Here is a 17,824-nt window from a genome sequence, read left to right as displayed (position 1 = left end):
AATATTTCATTAAATATATCTATTAGATATTTAATTAATTTCAATTGGTTATTTTAAAAAACTTGTTTAGAATGAGGAGGATGAGTTGAATAAATATGAAATTACTTTTCCGTTATTTTGAACCATTGTTTGATTTGTGGCCGCTTCATTGAAGTGAAGACGCCTTGGTGCTTGCGCATCATGTGAATGGCGCTCGATGGCAGCCAAAGCGATACCGGCAGAGGCTTCGGACTTGAAGCTGAGCATGTCTTTATCCTGAAGCCGGGTCCCATGTTGGGGAGACATGTATTTGAGCGCGTTTCGATCTGATTGAATCAGGCTGGCGCTCTAATCGCCATTAAGGCGCGGCGCGACTTTTTCGATTTCGCTGATCAGTTCCAGCAAATTGCGACTGATATGGGAATGCAACGCCGCCGCCACTTCCGGATATTCTTCGAGGATGCGCCGGAAGATCGAACGGCTGATGCGGATAACTTCGGTTTCCGCTTCGGCGACCGCACCGGTGAGGCGCGAGGTCTGTGCGATCAACGCCATTTCTCCGATCATCGCACCTGGGCCGACGGGGCGGATCGCAATCCGCCCTTCGTCTTGTTCGTGAAACAGGGTGATGTTCCCGGAAACGACGATATAGGCGCAGTCGGCACTTTGTCCTTCACGGAAAAGCTCGCGCCCGGTTCTGAGAACGAGACGTTCTGCACCGAAGGCAAGCAACCGCAACTGTTCGGGCGTGAAAGACTCGAACAGGCCTACCGTGCCGAGAATGCGAATATCGTCATCAAGCGCCATGGATCGTCAATACACCTGCATCGGGCGCTGTCCATCATGGGACAAGCTTGTATCCCCCGCTTTCTGTGACCAGAAGCGCCGCATTGGACGGGTCTTTTTCTATTTTCTGGCGCAGACGGTAGACGTGGGTTTCCAGCGTATGCGTGGTCACACCCGAATTATAGCCCCATACTTCTTCAAGGAGCACATCGCGACCGATAACCTTGTCGCCGGCGCGATAGAGATACTTGATGATGGCTGCTTCCTTCTCGGTGAGACGAATCTTGCTGCCCTTCTCGTCGATGAGCAGCTTCTGGCCGGGCTTGAATGTGTAGGGGCCGACGATGAAAGTCGCGTCTTCGCTCTGCTCGTGCTGGCGAAGCTGTGCACGCACACGCGCCAGAAGCACCGCGAATTTGAATGGTTTGGTGACGTAGTCATTGGCGCCCGATTCGAGACCGAGAATCGTATCCGATTCCGTATCGTGACCGGTGAGCATGATGATCGGTGCCTTGAAACCGCCCTTGCGCAGCAACTTTACGGCTTCACGGCCATCCATATCCGGCAGGCCGACATCCATGATCAGGAGGTCTACAATGCCGTTTCTCGCAGTCTGGATGCCCTTGGTGGCATTGTCTTCCTGCAGAATCTGGAATTCTTCGCACAGCTCGAGCTGTTCGACGAGGATGGAACGGAGATCTTCGTCATCGTCCACAATCAGTATCGTACGGCCTGTCATGCCTGTCCTCGTTACTCTTTGATTTAAATGGCTCTTGGTGTTTTATGACATTTAATGGAGACAAGTTGAAGCGGCGAAACGCGAAACAGGTTTTTGCGCTCGCCGACAACGGTTTAAAACATGCATGACACGGAGGTGGGGGCTTGGCCAGATACGAAACTAGCCGGGGAATCGGCGTTATCGATGTACGGGCCAAACCGGGCCACAAGACTCGCGGCTTGCTTGTTGCCGGCAATCTGGTGCTGGAATGCGCTCTTGGCAAGGGGGGGATCAGCGCTTTCAAGCGCGAAGGTGATGGGGCGACGCCGCTGGCAACCATGCGGCTGCTCTATGGATATCGACGTGGCGACAAGGGTTTGCTGCCCTCATCACGACTACCGCTCGGGCGCATCCGCCGTCTGGACGGCTGGTGCGATGCATCGTCCGACGCCAATTATAATCGTCCCGTAAAGCTGCCTTATGCGGCAAGCCACGAGGATATGTGGCGGCGCGATGACCTTTATGATGTCTGCATTGTCATGGATTGGAACATTGTACCACGTCGTCGTGGATGCGGCAGTGCGATTTTCTTTCATCTGGTGCGACCCGGCTATACACCGACCGAAGGTTGCATAGCATTGAGGCGCGCCGACATGGCGCGCCTCTTGCCTCATTTGACGGATCGGACTGTGATCCGGGTTTTAAGGTAACCTGCTCAGTGTGCGGCGGCGACGACTCTGACTTCGTTGCCATCGGCATCGTAGAGCTTTCCGTTCAGGAAATAATCTCCGTCATGCAACTCCGAGATGTTGTGATGGCGGATGATGCGCTCCGTGCCTTCCGCAAAGACTGACATCTGATTGCTGTTGCCCAGCTTGATTTCGTTGAACATCAGGTTGAGCGCAATGGCCATCAACGCTGCCGAACTGATACCGGAATGGAAGATGGTTTCGAACCAGGTCGGGAAGTTGTGGTAGAACTGGGGCGCGGCGATCGGGATCATGCCAAAGCCGATCGAAGTTGCCACGATTATGAGATTGATATTGTTCTCATAATCCACTTTCGCCAGCGTGCGGATGCCGCTTGCGGCCACCGTGCCGAACAGGACAATGCCCGCTCCGCCCAGAACCGCCGGAGGAACGCAGGCAATCACCCGGCCCATCACCGGCAGGAGGCCGAGCGTGATGAGGATCAACCCGCCAGTGGCCACGACATAACGGCTTTTCACGCCGGTGACCGCAACAAGGCCGACATTCTGCGCGAACGCGCTTTGGGTGAAAGAGCCAACAATCGGTGACAGGATGCTTGAAAGCATATCCGCACGCAGGCCATTGGCCAGACGACGCGAATCCACTTTCGTACCGATGATTTCACCGACAGCCAGGATATCGGCGGAAGTTTCGACCAACGTGACCATGATCACGATGAACATCGAGAGCGTTGCTGCAAGGCTGAACACCGGCATGCCGAAGTGGAAAACTTCCGGCAGGGCCACCATCGCGCCTTCACCCACACGCGAAAAATCGGTCATGCCGAGCGCCCATGCGATAAAGGTTCCGATGACCATGGCGAGCAGGATCGAAAGCCTGGAAATCGTGGCATTGCCCATCTTGCTGAGAATGAGGACGATGACCAGTGTGAGGCCGGCGAGACCGATATTGGCCATGCTGCCGAATTCGGGACTGTTGCTGTCTCCGCCCATTGCCCAGCGCGCCGCAACGGGCATCAGCGTCAGGCCGATCGTGGTGATGACGATGCCTGTGACGAGCGGCGGAAAGAAGCGTGTGATGCGTGAGAATATCGGCGTAATGATAAGGCCGATGACGGCTGCCGTGATGACGGCTCCGAGCACGACCTGCAGACCTGCCTGCCCGGTCTGGCTTGACGTGACGATGGCCACCATGGTGGCGACGCCCGAAAACGAGACGCCCTGAACCAGAGGTAGCTGGCAGCCGAAGAAGGGAATGCCGATGGTTTGCAGGACGGTCGCAACACCGCCAGCAAATAGCGACGCGGTGATCAGCAAGCCGATTTCCGTCGGGCTGAGACCGGCTGCCTGACCGATGATCAGCGGAACCGCGACGATGCCCCCATACATGGTCAGAACATGCTGGAAGCCATAAGCCAGATTGGCAGTTGCTGATAGTTTTTCATCTTCGGGACGCGAAAGCGCATCCGCCCCGGACTGGTGCGTATTCAATGATACTCCCTCCCAGCAGGCGCAAGCTCATAGCCAGCCTGCTCTCTCGGTTCTCCCTGCGCTGGATCGTCGTGGCGGCATGTCTTTCGACACCGAACCGACGATGAAATGCGCGATGTCTCCTCCAAAGACATGTCGCAGGAGTATAACCGCAGCCGTCCGGATGACTGTGTCTGTTTTGATTGAAATTGTTTTCGATGCGGGAGCGCTAATGTTGAGGGAGTTTTTTAGCCGTCGATTTTGGTACGGGCTTCTCTCATCGCATCGCGCAGCACTGCGAAAATGTAAGGTTCCAGCGATTGCGCAACATTGAAGCGCAGAAAACCGCTTGCTGTCCGCGATGGACTGAAGACGTCGCCGGGTGCCAGCAGCACACCTTTCTCCAGAGCATGCCGGGCAATCTGGCCGGAGTCCAGTTTATTGGGCAATTCCGCCCAAAGGAACATGCCGCCTTGCGGTTCGGTCCACAAAGTGAGGCCTTCCGCTTTCAGGCGATTGGCAGTGAGCGTCATGGCGTCGGCCAGTTTTGCACGCAGGCTGTCGACATGGCGGCGATAGGTGCCGTCGGTCAGAAGTGCATGCACGATCTGTGGCGACAAGGCATTGCCGCCGAAGCTGGTTGCGAGTTTCAGGTCGGTGAGCCCGTCGATCCAGTCTCGGCGTCCGGCGATATAGCCGACGCGGGCGGCAGCGGACAGCGTCTTGGAGAAGCTGCCAATATGCAGGACGCGCTCGAACCCGTCGAGTTCGGCAAGCAGCGGAGCGGGCGAAGGATGAAAATCGCCGAAGATATTGTCCTCGACGAGCGTGACGCCATGCGCTTCGGCAAGCTTCAGCAGGCGGTGAGCGGTGGCCGGTGTCATCGAGCCGCCGGTCGGGTTATGCAATCCGGCATTGGATATATAGAGTTTTGGCGCGTGTTCGCTCGCAGCTCTCGCAAAGGCTTCGAGGTCCGGACCGGTATGGGTATAGGGCACGCCGACGAGTTTTACACGATGCGTCAGAAGCACCGCCTGAAAATTGAAGTAGCAGGGATCATCGACCAGAACCGTATCGCCCGGCTGCAGAAGATAACGGCAGATGAGATCTATGGCCTGGGTGCCGGAATCGGCCAGAAGTATTTCTCCGCTGGAGACGTCGATACCCTGTTCGCCGAGCCGGTGAGCAAGATGCTGGCGCAGAGGTCGGAAACCGAGCGGTTCGCCATAGGTGGCTAGATTGCTTGTCTCGTCGCGGGCAACCATGCGCATCGCCCGGCGGATCGCGTCCTGCGGAAGCCACGCGTCGGGCAGCCAGCCGCATCCGGGTTTGAGTGTGGCGTCGTCTGCCTCTAGTGATTGTCGCATGACCCAGAAAGGATCGATCTGGCGCTCCTTGTGCGGTGTGTTGGTGGCGAGCGAAAACGGCTGGCGTGCGCGCTCCGAAACATAGAAACCGGCGCCACGGCGCGACTGGATGATGCCTTCCGCCACCAGCCTGTCATAGGCTTCGACGACGGTTGATTTCGAGACATTCATCGTTTCGGCAAGGCGACGGATGGAGGGCAGTCGTGCGCCCGGTGCGAGGCTCATCGCGGTAATGCGCCCGCGGATAATGCCCATCACCTTTTCGACGAGTGGCGTCTTGTCGGCGGTAGCGTTTTCTTCGCCGCGCTCGATCTCTCCGCCAGCGTAAGCGGCTTCTACAGCTTCGAGGCTGCGCAGCAGGCCCGTCGAAATCATCTGTACTATCCTTTGTACCAGTACAGTTTGTCAGAATTGTCCGAAAACTGTCCCTGATTATTCGGGCAGTTTCGCGGCATTGTCTCACGAATCCTTATACGATTTTAGAGAAAGTCGAAAAGACACAATGCGTGAGAATGTTGGGAATAAGACCGCAGGATGGATTAACGGGTTCTTGGGCGTATTGATTTTTTCCGGGTCGCTACCGGCGACGCGGCTGGCGGTGATTGATATCGATCCGACCTTCCTGACGATGGCGCGCGCTTCGATTGCCGGTGTGCTGGGAATGGCTCTTCTGTTGGCATTCAGGGAACCTTTTCCACGCCGCAACGATGCCATCTCGTTGATTGTGGTGGCGCTTGGCGTGGTCGTCGGCTTTCCGCTTCTGACGGGCCTCGCCCTTCAGCATATGACATCCGCTCATGCGATTGTCTTTATCGGACTGCTTCCGCTCGCCACGGCAATCTTCGCTGTTCTGCGTGGTGGCGAACGCCCGCGTCCGATGTTCTGGCTGTTTTCAGTAGTTGGGAGCCTCATCGTCGCTTCCTATGCCTATGGACAGGGAAGCCAGTCCACGCTTCTGGGCGATGTGCTGATGTTGGCTGCCGTTATCGTTTGCGGGCTTGGCTATGCGGAAGGCGCGCAGCTTTCGCGCAGGCTCGGCGGCTGGCAGGTGATCTGCTGGGCGCTGGTGTTCGCGCTGCCGGTCATGTTGCCGTTGAGTGTCATGACACGTCCGGAGACATGGGCCGGCATCGGTACACCGGCATGGATGAGCCTTGGCTATGTCTCGCTGTTTTCGATGCTGATCGGTTTTTTCTTCTGGTATCGCGGCCTTGCACAAGGCGGTGCCGCCACTGTCGGCCAGTTGCAGCTTCTGCAACCCTTCTTTGGGCTTATGCTGGCCGCCGGTATTGCGGGAGAACCCGTCAGTATGGGAATGGTCGCAACAGCAGCGGTGGTTGTTATCTGTGTGGCGGGTGCCAAGCGGTTTGCTTAAATGAACGCCAAGACGGTCGTGCGCTTCACTTCCGCGTCTTCGAGGGCGCGGGTGACGGGCACGGTATAGACGGCAAGCTGATGCAGCCGCTCCTTGGGCAGATAGGCGCGACCCGGATCACCGACGATAATGCTCGCGCCGCGTTCGGCAAGTTTTGTGAACCAGGGAATAAGCCGGTCGGCGAGCGGCTTTTCATAAAAGACGTCGCCTGCCAGAACCACGTCCCAGCCACTGTCTTTCCCGATTAGGTCATCCAGAGAGGGAAAAACCGACACGCCATTGGCTGATGCATTGATCTCGATGGCGGGAAGCGCGAAGGGATCGATGTCCGAAGCCAGCACGCTTGATGCACCCGCCTGCATGGCGGCAATGGCGACGAGGCCGGAACCCGACGCGAAATCGAGCACGGTCTTGTCTTTCACTGTTTCGGGATGATCCAGAATATAGCGCGCCACGCCCTGACCGCCCGCCCATGCGAAAGCCCAGAAGGGCGGCGGCAGGCCGATCGTGGCAAGCTCTTCCTCTGTCTTGTGCCAGAGGTCGTGCGCTTCATCGGCCAAATGAAGACGAATTTCCGGCACATGCGGCGGCGCTTGCAGACTGGTATTGGCCAGAATGAAATCGCGCGCGCTTTTATGTGCCGGATCGAGCATCAGATTTCTTTAACATCGAGTCCGCCCATGCGGCAGACTTCGATCCATTCGTCTTCCATGACCGGCTGTACCGAAAGCCGCATCGAGGTGACGAGTGCCATCTTCTCCAGCTTCGGATTGGCCTTCACATCCTTCAGCGTCACCGGCTTCGGCATGTCGCGGACAGCCCTGATGTCCACGCAGTCCCAGCGCGGATCGTCCGTTGTACTGTCAGGATGTGAAAGGGCGCAGACCTCGACGATGCCGACAACTTCCAGCCCTTCATTGGAATGATAGAAGAAGCCCTTGTCGCCCAGTTTCATGGCACGCATGTTGTTGCGCGCCTGATAATTGCGCACACCATCCCACTGCTCGCCTTTTTCGCCACGGGCTTTCTGCATTTCCCATGACCATTTGAACGGTTCGGATTTGAACAGCCAGTAAGCCATCAGTCATGAGCCTCAAGCGTTGGCAGGGTTGTTGATCGCCCAGTTCCACGGGCGCACGGTCACATCCTGAAACAGACCTGCGAGTGCATAAGGGTCATTGGCGGCGATCTTTTCCGCTGCGGCTTTGTCGGCAGCTTCGACAACGACAAGGCTGCCGTTCGGCTTTCCATCTTCACCAAGGAAGGGGCCTGCGAACTTCAGCCCATCACCAAGACCCTTGAGATAGTCGAGATGCGCGGGGCGCGTATCAAGGCGCACTTGCAGATGGTCCGGCTTGTCGTTGCACAGAAGAGCAAAAAGCATTGTCAATTATCCTTTCCGTTCGAGCATGATCTTGTCCGAAAACCGGTTCCCACTTTTCGGGGTCACGCTCTAGTCCTCGGTCTTGAGTGGTCGGTTGAGCAGAGCCGTCACGGCTTCGTCAATGGTGATGGTGCCGTCGAGCAGCGCACCTGTTGCATCAATGATGGGCGCGGAGATGGCATGTTTGCGGCATAGCTCGGCGGCAATCGGCGCGGTGGCCACGCCTTCGGCGAGCGGGCGATTGGTCAAATCCTCCCCGCGTCCGAGTGCCAGACCGTAGGAATAATTGCGCGATTGCGACGACGAGCAGGTCAGCATCAGATCGCCGAGGCCGGAAAGGCCCATGATGGTTTCGGGCCTTGCACCCATGGCCCGACCAATGCGGCGCAGTTCGGCAAATCCGCGCGTGACGAGTGCGGCTTGAGCGCTCGCGCCAAAGCCGCGCCCAATGGCAGCACCGGCGGCAATGGCAAGAACATTTTTCAAGGCACCGCCGATTTCAACCCCCTTGAGATCAGTTGTCGAATAGCAGCGGAAGGCGGGGCCGGACAAAAGTGCAGCGAGCTGATCGGCGGTTACCGCATCCTCGCAGGCAACAGTCACGGCGGTCGGAAGCCCTCTGGCGACGTCTGTTGCAAAACTTGGACCGGATAGCGCTGCGATCCGGTGGTTTGGCAGAACTTCGGCCACGACTTCCGACATCAGTCGTCCGGTACCGCGTTCTATCCCCTTGGCGCAGAGCACGACGGGCGCGCTTTGGGGGATGAGGCTGCTCAACTCCGAAAGTCCGGCGCGCATGGCCTGGGCGGGAATGACGGCCAGAACGGCATCCGCTCGCTCGATGACAGCGGCCGCATCCGTGCTTGCATTTATAGCGCGGGGAAGTTCGATCTCGCCCAGATAGCGTGGATTGCGGTGTGTCTGGTTGATGGCTTCGACCATCACCTCGTCGCGGGCATAAAGCCATGTGTGATGTCCGCTGCCGCATGCCATGGCCGCAAGGGCCGTGCCCCAGGCGCCGCCACCCAGAATGGCAATCTTGCTAGTCTTTCCGTTCTTGCCTTGGCCGTTCATGCCTTGGCTCCACGTCGTCCGGTTCCGATCAGCGGAGCCGACTTCTCGTCCAGCGGCCAGCGCGAGCGCGGTGCAAGATCAAGCTTATCGGGAGCCTCGGTCGCTGCACGTTCGGCACCGGCCCAGGCGATCATCGCGGCATTGTCGGTGCACAGATCGAGCGGTGGGGCGATAAAACTGAAACCGTGCCGGGCGCAAAGAGTTTCGAGAGCTGTGCGCAAGGTCTTGTTGGCCGCGACCCCACCGGCAACGACAAGTGCCGGCGTTTCGCAGTCGGGAAATTCGTTTCTGAAACGTTCAAGCGAACGCCCCACCCGGTCGGACAGCGTGTCGGCGACCGCAGTCTGGAAAGAGGCACAAATATCGGCGACGTCCTGATCCGACAATGGCACCAATTCGGTTGCCGTCTGGCGCACTGCCGTCTTGAGACCGGAAAAGGAAAAATCGAGTCGTGCTTCGCCTTTCAACGGCCGAGGCAGGGCGAATCGCTTCGGATCGCCCGTGAGCGCCATGCGTTCGACTGCCGGGCCCCCTGGATAAGGCAGGCCTAGTAGCTTCGCCGTCTTGTCGAAGGCTTCACCAAGCGCATCGTCGATTGTTGTGCCAAGCCGTTCGTAGTCGCCAATGCCGCGTATCAGCACCATCTGCGTATGACCGCCGGAAACGAGCAGCAGCAGATAGGGAAATGGCAGGCCGTCGGTCAGACGCGCCGTCAATGCATGGCCTTCCAGATGGTTGACGGCGTAAAACGGTTTCTGTGCAGCCATGGCCAGCGCCTTGGCGGTCATGAGCCCCACGATCAGCCCGCCGATCAGTCCCGGCCCCGCCGTGGCTGCCACCGCATCGACGTCGGCAAGTTTCATATCGGCGTCATCTAGCGCGCGAGCAATCAGCCGGTCCAGCGCTTCGACATGGGCGCGTGCGGCAATCTCGGGCACCACGCCGCCATAGGGCTCGTGCTCGGCGATCTGGCTCAGAACCACATTGGACAATATCCGTCCTTCGCCCCGATCGTCACGTTCGACGATTGCGGCGGCTGTTTCGTCGCAACTTGTTTCTATTCCAAGAATGCGCATTTGCGGTTAGACCCTGCCTGTCTCATAATTCATTGAAAAATCCGGTATCATGGACGGCGCAATATGCAAACAGCATCCTTGAAGAATGGCACGTTGAAGATAGGCACGCGGGGCAGCAAGCTTGCTCTCGCCCAGGCTTACGAGACGCGTCGCCGCCTGATGGAGGCGCATGGTCTGCCGGAAGAAGCCATTGAGATCGTCCCCATGTCGACGGCGGGCGACCGCATTCAGGATCGCGCGCTTTCCGAGATCGGCGGCAAGGGACTTTTTACCGAAGAAATCGAGCAGGCGCTGACGGACGGGCGAATCGATCTTGCGGTCCATTCGACCAAGGATATGCCGACGATTCTGCCTGATGGACTTCATCTTTCCGTTTTCCTTGAGCGCGAAGATCCCCGCGATGCCTTTATCGGTCGCACGGCTTCCCGCCTTCTTGATCTGCCGCAGGGCGCGACAGTCGGATCGTCATCGCTGCGTCGTCAGGCTTTGATCCGCCGTCTTCGCCCCGACATTCAAGTGGTGATTTTCCGCGGGAATGTCGATACCCGCCTGCGCAAGCTGGAAGCTGGAGAAGTCGACGGGACGTTTCTCGCCTGTGCGGGATTGCGGCGTCTGGGGCTTGGCGATGTCATTACCGATCTGGCCGATCCGGAAAGCTTCCCGCCTGCGCCCGGACAGGGTGCCATCGGCATAGAAACCCGTATCGGCGATACACGTATCGATGCGTTGCTGGCGCCTCTTGCGCATCGCGAAACAGGCATAGCCCTTGCCTGTGAACGAGCATTTCTGGCTGCCCTTGACGGTTCCTGCCGCACACCGATTGCCGGTCTTGCAACCGTGAATGGCGATACGGTCTCGTTCCACGGCATGATTTTGAAACCCGACGGGTCTGAGGCGCATGAGATAAGAGCGGAAGGTCCGGTATCGAATGCGGCCGCACTCGGTACGCAAGCAGCAGAGCATCTGCGCGTGAAGGCCGGTCCCCAATTCTTTGAGGGCTGGGAGTAGATTTGGCGGGGCGCGTACAAATCGCATCTGTCGGCCGCGTTTTGGTGACGCGGCCACAACCGGCTGGCTCCGAGACCGCCGTAAAACTGGCGTCGAAAGGGTATGAGCCGGTTCTGCTTCCTTTGAGCCGGACCGTTGCGCTCTCCTTTGCTATGCCCGAGGGCTCGTTTGCGGCTTTAACGGTGACGAGCGCCAATGCCTTTCACCACATCGACATGGAACGACTGATGCCGTTTCTCGACCTGCCGCTCTTTGCAGTGGGGCACGGAACAGTTGAGGCGGCGCGGAAGGCCGGGTTCAGCCGGGTGATCGACGGCGGCGGCGACGCGGTTCGTCTTGCTGCAACGATGCGGCGTGATCTTCCCGAACGATCCCGTGTTCTTTATCTCGCCGGACGGGTACGCCAGCCGGTGTTCGAAGACGAGATGCGGGCCGGAAAACTCGATATGCATGTCGCCGATGTCTATGACACGGAGATGATTCCTTATTCTGCGCCAGCACTTCTGGATGTGCTTCACGGCGCGCCTTTTGTCGCGGTCATGCTTTATTCCGGTGTCGCTGCGACGAGCTTCATCGAAGCAATGCGTGAGGTCGAGCCGCCTTTTGACGAGAAAACGCGGTTTTTGTGCATTTCAGCCCGCGTGGCCCAGCGATTGCCGCCATTCTGGCGGGCAAAAGCTCTTGTTGCAGACCATCCGGATGAAGAAGGACTTTTCCGGCTGTTTGCCAAACTTTGACTCATTTCGGCGCAACCTTCCTTCATCTGGCGATTTTATCTGTTAGACTTTCAGGCAACCAATCGGCATTTACGAGAGGATCCATGGCGAAACCCGGCACTCCGCGACATTCCAAACCGGCCCGTAATCCTGTGACGATCAATCTCGATCCATCAGACGTCAAGCGGGTTGACGAACCGGCGAAAGCGACGCCCGATGCGGAGCCGGTAGGAAACTTCTCAAAACCTGAGAACCCAAAGCCGGAAACCCCGAAGTCCACATCGCCTAGACCGGAAGCAGCGACTGCCGAAAAGACCGTGAAAACCGAAACGCCGGAAAACTCGACATATGCCAGGCCGCCTTTTACGTCGGGCGTGAAACCTGAAACTCAGCAGCCTGCGCAAAAGAGCGGTGCGACCGCGTCACATCTTCTGGCCGGTGTTGCCGGTGGTATTATCGGACTTGGCGGATTGCTGGCGCTGCAATGGGGCAATGTTATTCCCTCTCCGGGTACAAGAGTGACCGCAGAACAGCTTGCGCATATGGAGCAGCAGATCGCCGATCTGCGGAGCAATCCAACGCCCGCACCGCTTGATGATGCGAGCCGCGCGCAGCTTGCAGCTCTGGAAAAGAACGTACAGGCCGCCGAGATCAAGTCAGAGGCGGTTGCAGGTTCCTTCGCCGATCTTCAGCAGCAATTTGCGGCCTTGCCGAAAGAGGCGGGACAGGAAGCGGCAGCCGATACCTCTGCTCTGACCGAGCGGCTTGACGCGCTGGAGAGCAAGCTTTCAGCGGCGCAGAGCCGGGCCGATGAGGCGACAGCCGGAGTTTCGGGAAATAGCGGCACGATTTCATCGCTCGAATCGAAACTGACCTCCTTGCAGGAAAAGGTCAGTCAGGCTTCGCGCCAGCCCGATGCGACGGCGCTTATAGCGGCAAATGCGCTGAAAACGGCGATCGATCGCGGTGGTTCTTTCAAGGCGGAACTGGACACTTATGCGTCGGTGGTGCCCGACGAGGCATCAATCGAACAGCTCCGTGCCCTCGCCGAGAAAGGCGTTCCGACCGTTGCAGACCTGAATGCCTGGTTCGGTGCCATTGCAAACCGGATCATCGCGACGGAGAACAAGCTGCCTGCCGATGCCGGAATTTGGGATCAGCTTGTCGCCAGCGCCAAGGGGTTGGTCAGCGTACGTCCGGTTGCGGGCAATGTCAGCGGCACCGGCGTCGGACCGATCACGGCCCGCATGGAAGCAGCACTTCAGGCAGGCGATCTGGAGCGTGCGCTCAGCGAATGGGAGCAGTTGCCTGCCGATGCCAAAGCCACCTCACAGGAATTTGCCGATCAGGTCCGGGCGCGACGGGATGCTGATGCGCTTGTACAGCGCCTCGTGGCGGATAGTCTGAAACCGAAGGTTTCGGCGGGTGAAACCGGCGGGGCTCCGGCCTCTTCCGGTCAATAGGAGGCGGGCCGATGCTGCGTGTCCTGTTTTATCTCTTCATCGTTGCTGCGCTCGGCTTCGGCTTTGCCTGGCTTGCGGATCGTCCGGGCGAACTTGATGTCACCTTCGCGGGCAACCACTACAATGTGCCCCTGATAACTGCCGTTGCGGGAATCGTTGCCATTGTCGCGGCCATTCTCATCCTGTGGTGGCTGGTCAAGAGTATCATCCAGTCGCCCTACACGCTGCGCAGGCATTTTCGTGCTCGCAAGCGCGATCGTGGCTATCAGTCGCTGTCGACCGGACTGATTGCAGCCGGTGCCGGCGATGCGGAAGCAGCGCGCCGTATGACGAAGCAGGCGGGCAAATTGCTCAGCTCCGACCAGGAACCGCTGATAAAGCTTCTGGAAGTGCAAACCGCGATGCTGGAAGGGCGTACGGAAGATGCCCGCAAGGGTTTCGAGGCGATGGTGGATGATCCCGAGACACGACTGCTCGGTTTGCGTGGGCTTTATATCGAAGCCCAGCGTGTTGGCGCTCGCGATGCCGCTCGTCATTATGCTGCCGAAGCCGTCAGCCAAGCACCGCAACTTGAATGGGCCTCGTCGGCCATGATGGGGCAGCTTTGTGCCGAGGGCGATTGGGATGCGGCGCTGAAGCTTGTCGATGCACGCAAGCAGGCGCTCGCCCATAGCAAGGATGTCGTGAAGAAGGAACGCGCCGCGCTTTTGACCGCCAAGGCGATGGCGATGGTCGATGTCGATCATGCGCAGGCAAAGGCGCTGGCGCTTGAGGCGAACAAAATCGCGCCCGATCTGGTGCCTGCTGCCGTGGTTGCCGCGCGTGCGCTTTTCGCCGATGGTGATGTACGGAAAGGTTCGAAAATTCTCGAAGCGGCCTGGAAACGGTTTCCGCATCCCGACATTGCTTCGACCTATGTCTACGCCCGGTCTGGCGATACCACACAGGATCGCCTGAAGCGTGCAAAACATCTTGTATCGCTGCGCTCCAACAATGCCGAGGGCAGTCTTGCTCTGGCGCGTGCCGCCTATGAAGCAGGCGATTATCGTCTTGCCCGCGACAATGCCGAGCAGGTTCTGCGCGCTTCACCACGCGAGAGCGCTTATCTGCTGCTTGCCGATATTGAAGAAGCCGAAACCGGCGATCAGGGCAAGGTTCGTGAATGGCTGGCGCGTGCGGTCAAGGCACCGCGTGACCCCGCCTGGACCGCTGACGGCTATGTTTCCGAACAATGGTCGCCTGTATCGCCGGTCACGGGGCGGCTCAACAGTTTCGAGTGGAAGGTTCCAGTGGTGGAACTCGCTCCGGCTATTGAAGCGGAAAAGCCAGAAATCAAGGGACCGGTGGAAGCAAAGCCGATCAATCCACTTGTTCTGGCTGAGCCGAAAGACAAGGCTGATATGGTGGATATATCCGACAGTGTGGAGAGCAAACCGCTTGTTCGTGATGTGGAGGAAGCCGAAGTCGTGCCTGCTGCCGAGCCCGTCAAAGTGTCGTCAGCCCCTCCGGCAAGGACGGTCGAAAGGATGGAGCCACCTATGGCCGACGATGATGCGGATGATGAGCCGCGCCGCGCGCATATTGTGGTGGACGATCCGGGCGTCGAGGAAAGCAAGCCTTCACAGAAAGCCCAGAGCGGATTGAGACTTTTTTGATTCTGCTCTGCTAAGCGTTGCCGAAAAACAACGCGACACATCTCTTGGGCGACAAACGGCTGTGCAAACCGTTTATCGCCTTGCTTGGCGTTTTCAGCCCGTTACCTTCAATCTTGCTAACAAAGGATGCCGGAATCGCCGTTCCGGTCGACAAGCAGTGAATGTGGCAGCGAGGTTGAATGTTCGATCGTCTCCTGGATTTTTTGAAAGAACTTCCCGCAAATGGTTTTCGCGACCGGAGCGAAAAATTTTCCAATGACGATCCGAGACTGGCTGCTGCTGCTTTGCTCTATCACATCATGGATGCCGACGGCGAAACGCGCGAAAGCGAGCGCAAGAAGCTCTCATCAATGCTGTCGCAGAAATATGGCCTGAAGGGCGACAGTCTGAAACGGCTCATCCGTGCGGCGGAAAAAGCTGATCAGGAAGCGATCGACCTGTCCGATTTTACGTTGGTTTTGAAGCGGCAGCTCGATTATCAGGCCCGTCTCGACCTGGTCGCCCTGATGTGGGAGATGGTCTATGCCGACGGTAAGGTGAGCGAAGTCGAGGCCGACGTGATGTGGCGGGTTGCCGAACTTATCGGCATTCGGGAAGACGACCGCAACATTATTCAGGATCGCATGGACAAGGCGAACCGCAGCACGCCTGCGTCCTGACGGATTCTTATATTTCCAACGATCAGGTCCGTCCCTGCAGGTGACGGGCCTTGCGCAATTGCGGGAACATGGCAGCCCAGGCGACCGCAACGGCGATTGATCCCAACCCGCCAATGACAACGGCGGGAACAGCGCCGATGGCTGCGGCCATCAGACCGGCGCGAAATTCGCCGAGTTCGTTTGATGCGCCGACAAAGACCATATTGACGGCATTGACCCGGCCACGCACGTGATCAGGTGTCCAAAGCTGCATCAGCGTTTCACGGATATAGACGCTGATCATGTCAGCCGCGCCCGCAAGTGCCAGGGCAACGACCGACAGCCATGTCAGGGTCGAGACGCCGAAGATAATATTGAAGAAGCCGAAGAGACCGACGAAGACGAACATCACGCGGCCTGCATGGTCGCGGATCGGATGCCCGGCCAGCCAGACCGCAGTCAGAACCGCGCCTATACCGGGAGCGGAGCGCAGCAATCCCAGCCCCCAGGGGCCAAGATCGAGGATGTCGCGTGCATAAATCGGCAATAGAGCCACTGTCCCGCCGAGAAGAACGGCGAAAAGGTCGAGCGAAATCGCACCAAGGACGATCTTTTCCTTCCATATATATCGGAAACCCGCCAGCATGCTTGTCAATGAGCGCTGTTCGGCAAGCGTGTGCTGTTTGGGCTTTGGAATGGAAAAGATCAGGAAGGAGCCGAACAGCAGGAATACCGTTGCGACGGAATAAGCCGCAACGGGCGAAATTCCATAAAGCAAGCCACCTGCGACCGGACCGACGATTGTCGCCACTTGCCATGCAGATGAATTCCAGGAAACGGCGTTGGCGAAATCCTCCGTCGGCACGAGATTGACCACCAGCGATGCTGAGGAAGGTCCGAGAAATGCACGCGCTACGCCAAAAAGTGTCAGTGCTGCAAAGACGGTCAGGGGCTCGAACAGGCCTGCAAGAGTCAGACCGAGCAGCAACGCCGTCACGACACTTTCCAGGATAAGCGACAGGCCCATGATGAAGCGCCTGCCGAAGCGGTCGGCAGCAGCGCCGGTTACCAGAACCAGCAGCAGGGCCGGTAGAAATTGTACCAGTCCGACCATGCCCAGATTGAAGGCGTCGCGGGTCAGATCGTAGATCTGCCAGCCAACCGAAACACTTACGATTTGAACCGCAAATGCGCTCAGGAAACGGGCGCCCCAATATTTTTTGAAGGCAGAGTGCCGGAATGCTGCGTAACGATCCGCAGGAGAAGCATCGGTGGAGGGGGACATCGCTCACAACATCTAGGGCATTTCCAGCAAAAGTGCGTAGCGGTTTTGCGTTGGACAATGCGCGACAACAAGAAGATAGATGTTACTTACAGCATCCTTCCCATGATCGGAACCATTTTTTGGGATCTGTTCGAGACAGTCCAAGGGTAGCCAGAAAGCATGAAAGGCCGGTTTCAACCGACCTTTCATTGTTATGGTTCTGGATCAATCCTTGCCGAGCAAGCCTTTCCAGATGATCGCGCCGATCGCGGCGCCGACGAGTGGTGCAAGCCAAAACAGCCAAAGCTGGCTGAGCGCTGCCGTTTCGGCGAAGAGCGCAACGCCGGTCGAGCGGGCCGGGTTGACCGATGTATTGGTGACTGGGATCGAAATCAGATGGATCAAGGTCAGGCCAAGACCGATGGCAATCGGGGCAAAGCCAGCCGGAGCCAGCGACGAGGTGGAGCCCAGGATGATGATGAGGAAAAAGGCCGTCAGGATGATTTCGATCAGCAGGCCAGCCATCATACTGTAACCGCCAGGCGAAAGTTCACCATAGCCGTTCGAGGCGAGGCCACCGGCCGAGAAGCCTTCCTTGCCCGAAGCGATGAGGAAGAGCACGGCTGCGGCCGCAATGGCACCCAGAACCTGCGCGACCCAGTAAGGGATCAGGTCTTTGGCCGGAAGACGGCCAGCCACCATGAGGCCCAACGAGACGGCGGGGTTGAAATGGCCGCCGGAAATGCCGCCGACGGCGTAGGCCATTGTAAGGACCGTCAGACCGAAAGCGAGGGCGACGCCAAGAAAGCCGATGCCCAGTTCAGGGAAGGCTGCGGCGAGGATCGCGCTGCCGCAACCCCCGAAAACGAGCCAGAACGTTCCGAAAAATTCAGCCGACAATTTATTGAGCATGAAAGTCCCCAAGGTTGGTGTAGTGAAACTGTCGCATGCGAATCATTTAACGAGAAGCATATAATTGTATTTTTCTTCGATCAATCTTGTTTAACTTGTTATGTCGTGGCCGTTTTCTGTGGGTTTGACCAGTCATTTCAGTAAACGAGAAAGCTATTCTTCTTATATTCGTAATTGCTTTTATAACTCTTCCAAATTGGGTGCCGAGGGATGGTAGGCGTTGATTGGTC

General features: G+C 57.9%; 19 protein-coding genes. 7 read left to right on the top strand and 12 right to left on the bottom strand.

What is annotated here, in order from left to right; all coding sequences use genetic code 11:
- Positions 1-66: 66 nt before the first annotated feature.
- The 3 genes from FIB18_RS09240 to FIB18_RS09230 all read right to left on the bottom strand — a co-directional run bounded on the left by FIB18_RS09240 (position 67) and on the right by FIB18_RS09230 (position 1,504).
- On the bottom strand, positions 67-246 hold the full coding sequence (locus FIB18_RS09240) for a hypothetical protein (protein WP_140020432.1): 180 nt from the start codon (positions 244-246) through the stop codon (positions 67-69).
- 81 nt (positions 247-327) lie between these two features.
- Positions 328-786, bottom strand: coding sequence for a cyclic nucleotide-binding domain-containing protein (locus FIB18_RS09235; protein ID WP_140020431.1), 459 nt, complete (start codon positions 784-786; stop codon positions 328-330).
- A 34-nt stretch (positions 787-820) separates the two neighbouring features.
- Positions 821-1,504 (bottom strand): response regulator transcription factor, encoded by a 684-nt coding sequence (locus tag FIB18_RS09230; RefSeq protein WP_006467959.1) that lies wholly within the window; start codon positions 1,502-1,504, stop codon positions 821-823.
- Between the two features lie 143 nt (positions 1,505-1,647).
- Here FIB18_RS09230 and FIB18_RS09225 point away from each other — a divergent pair, with 143 nt between their 5' ends.
- Positions 1,648-2,193 (top strand): L,D-transpeptidase family protein, encoded by a 546-nt coding sequence (locus tag FIB18_RS09225; protein ID WP_140020430.1) that lies wholly within the window; start codon positions 1,648-1,650, stop codon positions 2,191-2,193.
- A 5-nt stretch (positions 2,194-2,198) separates the two neighbouring features.
- Here the strand turns inward: FIB18_RS09225 and FIB18_RS09220 are convergent, their stop codons facing one another.
- Together FIB18_RS09220 and FIB18_RS09215 are read right to left on the bottom strand one after the other, a co-directional pair.
- Entirely contained in the window at positions 2,199-3,683 is a 1,485-nt protein-coding gene (locus FIB18_RS09220) for a nucleobase:cation symporter-2 family protein (protein WP_140020429.1), read from the bottom strand.
- Positions 3,684-3,910: 227 nt separating this feature from the next.
- Positions 3,911-5,404 carry an aminotransferase-like domain-containing protein gene (locus FIB18_RS09215; RefSeq protein WP_140020428.1) on the bottom strand — a complete coding sequence of 498 codons (1,494 nt, stop codon included), beginning with the start codon at positions 5,402-5,404 and terminating at the stop codon, positions 3,911-3,913.
- Positions 5,405-5,531: 127 nt separating this feature from the next.
- Here FIB18_RS09215 and FIB18_RS09210 point away from each other — a divergent pair, with 127 nt between their 5' ends.
- On the top strand, positions 5,532-6,404 hold the full coding sequence (locus tag FIB18_RS09210) for a DMT family transporter (RefSeq protein ID WP_140020427.1): 873 nt from the start codon (positions 5,532-5,534) through the stop codon (positions 6,402-6,404).
- On the opposite strand, the gene FIB18_RS09205 is transcribed toward FIB18_RS09210, so the two are convergent.
- The 5 genes from FIB18_RS09205 to tsaD all read right to left on the bottom strand — a co-directional run bounded on the left by FIB18_RS09205 (position 6,401) and on the right by tsaD (position 9,938).
- Positions 6,401-7,057, bottom strand: a complete 657-nt coding sequence (locus FIB18_RS09205; RefSeq protein WP_140020426.1) for a class I SAM-dependent methyltransferase — start codon at positions 7,055-7,057, stop codon at positions 6,401-6,403. The genes FIB18_RS09210 and FIB18_RS09205 overlap by 4 nt on opposite strands.
- Positions 7,057-7,485 (bottom strand): EVE domain-containing protein, encoded by a 429-nt coding sequence (locus FIB18_RS09200; RefSeq protein WP_174977407.1) that lies wholly within the window; start codon positions 7,483-7,485, stop codon positions 7,057-7,059. Before FIB18_RS09200 ends, FIB18_RS09205 begins: the two co-directional genes overlap by 1 nt.
- Positions 7,486-7,497: 12 nt before the next feature.
- Positions 7,498-7,788, bottom strand: coding sequence for a YciI-like protein (locus FIB18_RS09195; protein WP_104755016.1), 291 nt, complete (start codon positions 7,786-7,788; stop codon positions 7,498-7,500).
- 69 nt (positions 7,789-7,857) lie between these two features.
- Positions 7,858-8,862: an NAD(P)H-dependent glycerol-3-phosphate dehydrogenase gene (locus FIB18_RS09190; RefSeq protein ID WP_140020424.1), complete on the bottom strand. Its 1,005-nt coding sequence runs from the start codon at positions 8,860-8,862 to the stop codon at positions 7,858-7,860.
- Complete coding sequence (gene tsaD / locus FIB18_RS09185) at positions 8,859-9,938, bottom strand: tRNA (adenosine(37)-N6)-threonylcarbamoyltransferase complex transferase subunit TsaD (protein WP_140020423.1); 1,080 nt, start codon at positions 9,936-9,938, stop codon at positions 8,859-8,861. The genes FIB18_RS09190 and tsaD overlap by 4 nt, the downstream gene beginning before the upstream one ends.
- 63 nt (positions 9,939-10,001) lie before the next feature.
- Between tsaD and hemC the strand changes: the two genes are divergently transcribed.
- The 5 genes from hemC (at position 10,002) to FIB18_RS09160 (ending at position 15,439) form a co-directional block, all read left to right on the top strand.
- Positions 10,002-10,946, top strand: a complete 945-nt coding sequence (gene hemC / locus FIB18_RS09180) for a hydroxymethylbilane synthase (RefSeq protein WP_140020422.1) — start codon at positions 10,002-10,004, stop codon at positions 10,944-10,946.
- A 2-nt stretch (positions 10,947-10,948) separates the two neighbouring features.
- Positions 10,949-11,683, top strand: a complete 735-nt coding sequence (locus FIB18_RS09175) for a uroporphyrinogen-III synthase (RefSeq protein ID WP_140020421.1) — start codon at positions 10,949-10,951, stop codon at positions 11,681-11,683.
- 83 nt (positions 11,684-11,766) lie between these two features.
- A complete protein-coding gene (locus FIB18_RS09170) occupies positions 11,767-13,125 on the top strand; it encodes a COG4223 family protein (RefSeq protein WP_140020420.1) in 1,359 nt (452 codons plus the stop codon).
- Positions 13,126-13,136: 11 nt separating this feature from the next.
- On the top strand, positions 13,137-14,780 hold the full coding sequence (locus FIB18_RS09165) for a heme biosynthesis protein HemY (RefSeq protein WP_140020419.1): 1,644 nt from the start codon (positions 13,137-13,139) through the stop codon (positions 14,778-14,780).
- Positions 14,781-14,959: 179 nt separating this feature from the next.
- Positions 14,960-15,439, top strand: coding sequence for a tellurite resistance TerB family protein (locus FIB18_RS09160; RefSeq protein WP_140020418.1), 480 nt, complete (start codon positions 14,960-14,962; stop codon positions 15,437-15,439).
- A 22-nt stretch (positions 15,440-15,461) separates the two neighbouring features.
- Here FIB18_RS09160 and FIB18_RS09155 read toward each other — a convergent pair whose 3' ends face one another.
- Both FIB18_RS09155 and aqpZ read right to left on the bottom strand, forming a co-directional pair.
- Positions 15,462-16,703, bottom strand: a complete 1,242-nt coding sequence (locus FIB18_RS09155) for an MFS transporter (RefSeq protein WP_140020417.1) — start codon at positions 16,701-16,703, stop codon at positions 15,462-15,464.
- 204 nt (positions 16,704-16,907) lie between these two features.
- Positions 16,908-17,594 carry an aquaporin Z gene (gene aqpZ, locus FIB18_RS09150; protein WP_140020416.1) on the bottom strand — a complete coding sequence of 229 codons (687 nt, stop codon included), beginning with the start codon at positions 17,592-17,594 and terminating at the stop codon, positions 16,908-16,910.
- Positions 17,595-17,824 lie beyond the last annotated feature (230 nt).

This window comes from Brucella pecoris (assembly GCF_006376675.1).
In the GTDB taxonomy this organism is placed as follows: domain Bacteria; phylum Pseudomonadota; class Alphaproteobacteria; order Rhizobiales; family Rhizobiaceae; genus Brucella; species Brucella pecoris.
The sequence above is the reverse complement of the archived record's forward strand: the minus strand, read 5'-3'. Positions and strand labels throughout refer to the sequence as shown.

Excerpts from the sequence above, each read along its gene's own strand:
- FIB18_RS09165 (WP_140020419.1), top strand. The coding sequence starts at position 13,137 with ATGCTGCGTGTCCTGTTTTATCTCTTCATCGTTGCTGCGCTCGGCTTC.
- FIB18_RS09210 (WP_140020427.1), top strand. The coding sequence starts at position 5,532 with ATGCGTGAGAATGTTGGGAATAAGACCGCAGGATGGATTAACGGGTTC.
- FIB18_RS09200 (WP_174977407.1), bottom strand. The coding sequence starts at position 7,485 with ATGGCTTACTGGCTGTTCAAATCCGAACCGTTCAAATGGTCATGGGAA.
- FIB18_RS09230 (WP_006467959.1), bottom strand. The coding sequence starts at position 1,504 with ATGACAGGCCGTACGATACTGATTGTGGACGATGACGAAGATCTCCGT.
- aqpZ (WP_140020416.1), bottom strand. The coding sequence starts at position 17,594 with ATGCTCAATAAATTGTCGGCTGAATTTTTCGGAACGTTCTGGCTCGTT.
- tsaD (WP_140020423.1), bottom strand. The coding sequence starts at position 9,938 with ATGCGCATTCTTGGAATAGAAACAAGTTGCGACGAAACAGCCGCCGCA.
- FIB18_RS09240 (WP_140020432.1), bottom strand. The coding sequence starts at position 246 with ATGCTCAGCTTCAAGTCCGAAGCCTCTGCCGGTATCGCTTTGGCTGCC.
- FIB18_RS09205 (WP_140020426.1), bottom strand. The coding sequence starts at position 7,057 with ATGCTCGATCCGGCACATAAAAGCGCGCGCGATTTCATTCTGGCCAAT.
- FIB18_RS09215 (WP_140020428.1), bottom strand. The coding sequence starts at position 5,404 with ATGATTTCGACGGGCCTGCTGCGCAGCCTCGAAGCTGTAGAAGCCGCT.
- FIB18_RS09170 (WP_140020420.1), top strand. The coding sequence starts at position 11,767 with ATGGCGAAACCCGGCACTCCGCGACATTCCAAACCGGCCCGTAATCCT.
- FIB18_RS09190 (WP_140020424.1), bottom strand. The coding sequence starts at position 8,862 with ATGAACGGCCAAGGCAAGAACGGAAAGACTAGCAAGATTGCCATTCTG.
- FIB18_RS09195 (WP_104755016.1), bottom strand. The coding sequence starts at position 7,788 with ATGCTTTTTGCTCTTCTGTGCAACGACAAGCCGGACCATCTGCAAGTG.
- FIB18_RS09160 (WP_140020418.1), top strand. The coding sequence starts at position 14,960 with ATGTTCGATCGTCTCCTGGATTTTTTGAAAGAACTTCCCGCAAATGGT.
- FIB18_RS09235 (WP_140020431.1), bottom strand. The coding sequence starts at position 786 with ATGGCGCTTGATGACGATATTCGCATTCTCGGCACGGTAGGCCTGTTC.
- hemC (WP_140020422.1), top strand. The coding sequence starts at position 10,002 with ATGCAAACAGCATCCTTGAAGAATGGCACGTTGAAGATAGGCACGCGG.
- FIB18_RS09155 (WP_140020417.1), bottom strand. The coding sequence starts at position 16,703 with ATGTCCCCCTCCACCGATGCTTCTCCTGCGGATCGTTACGCAGCATTC.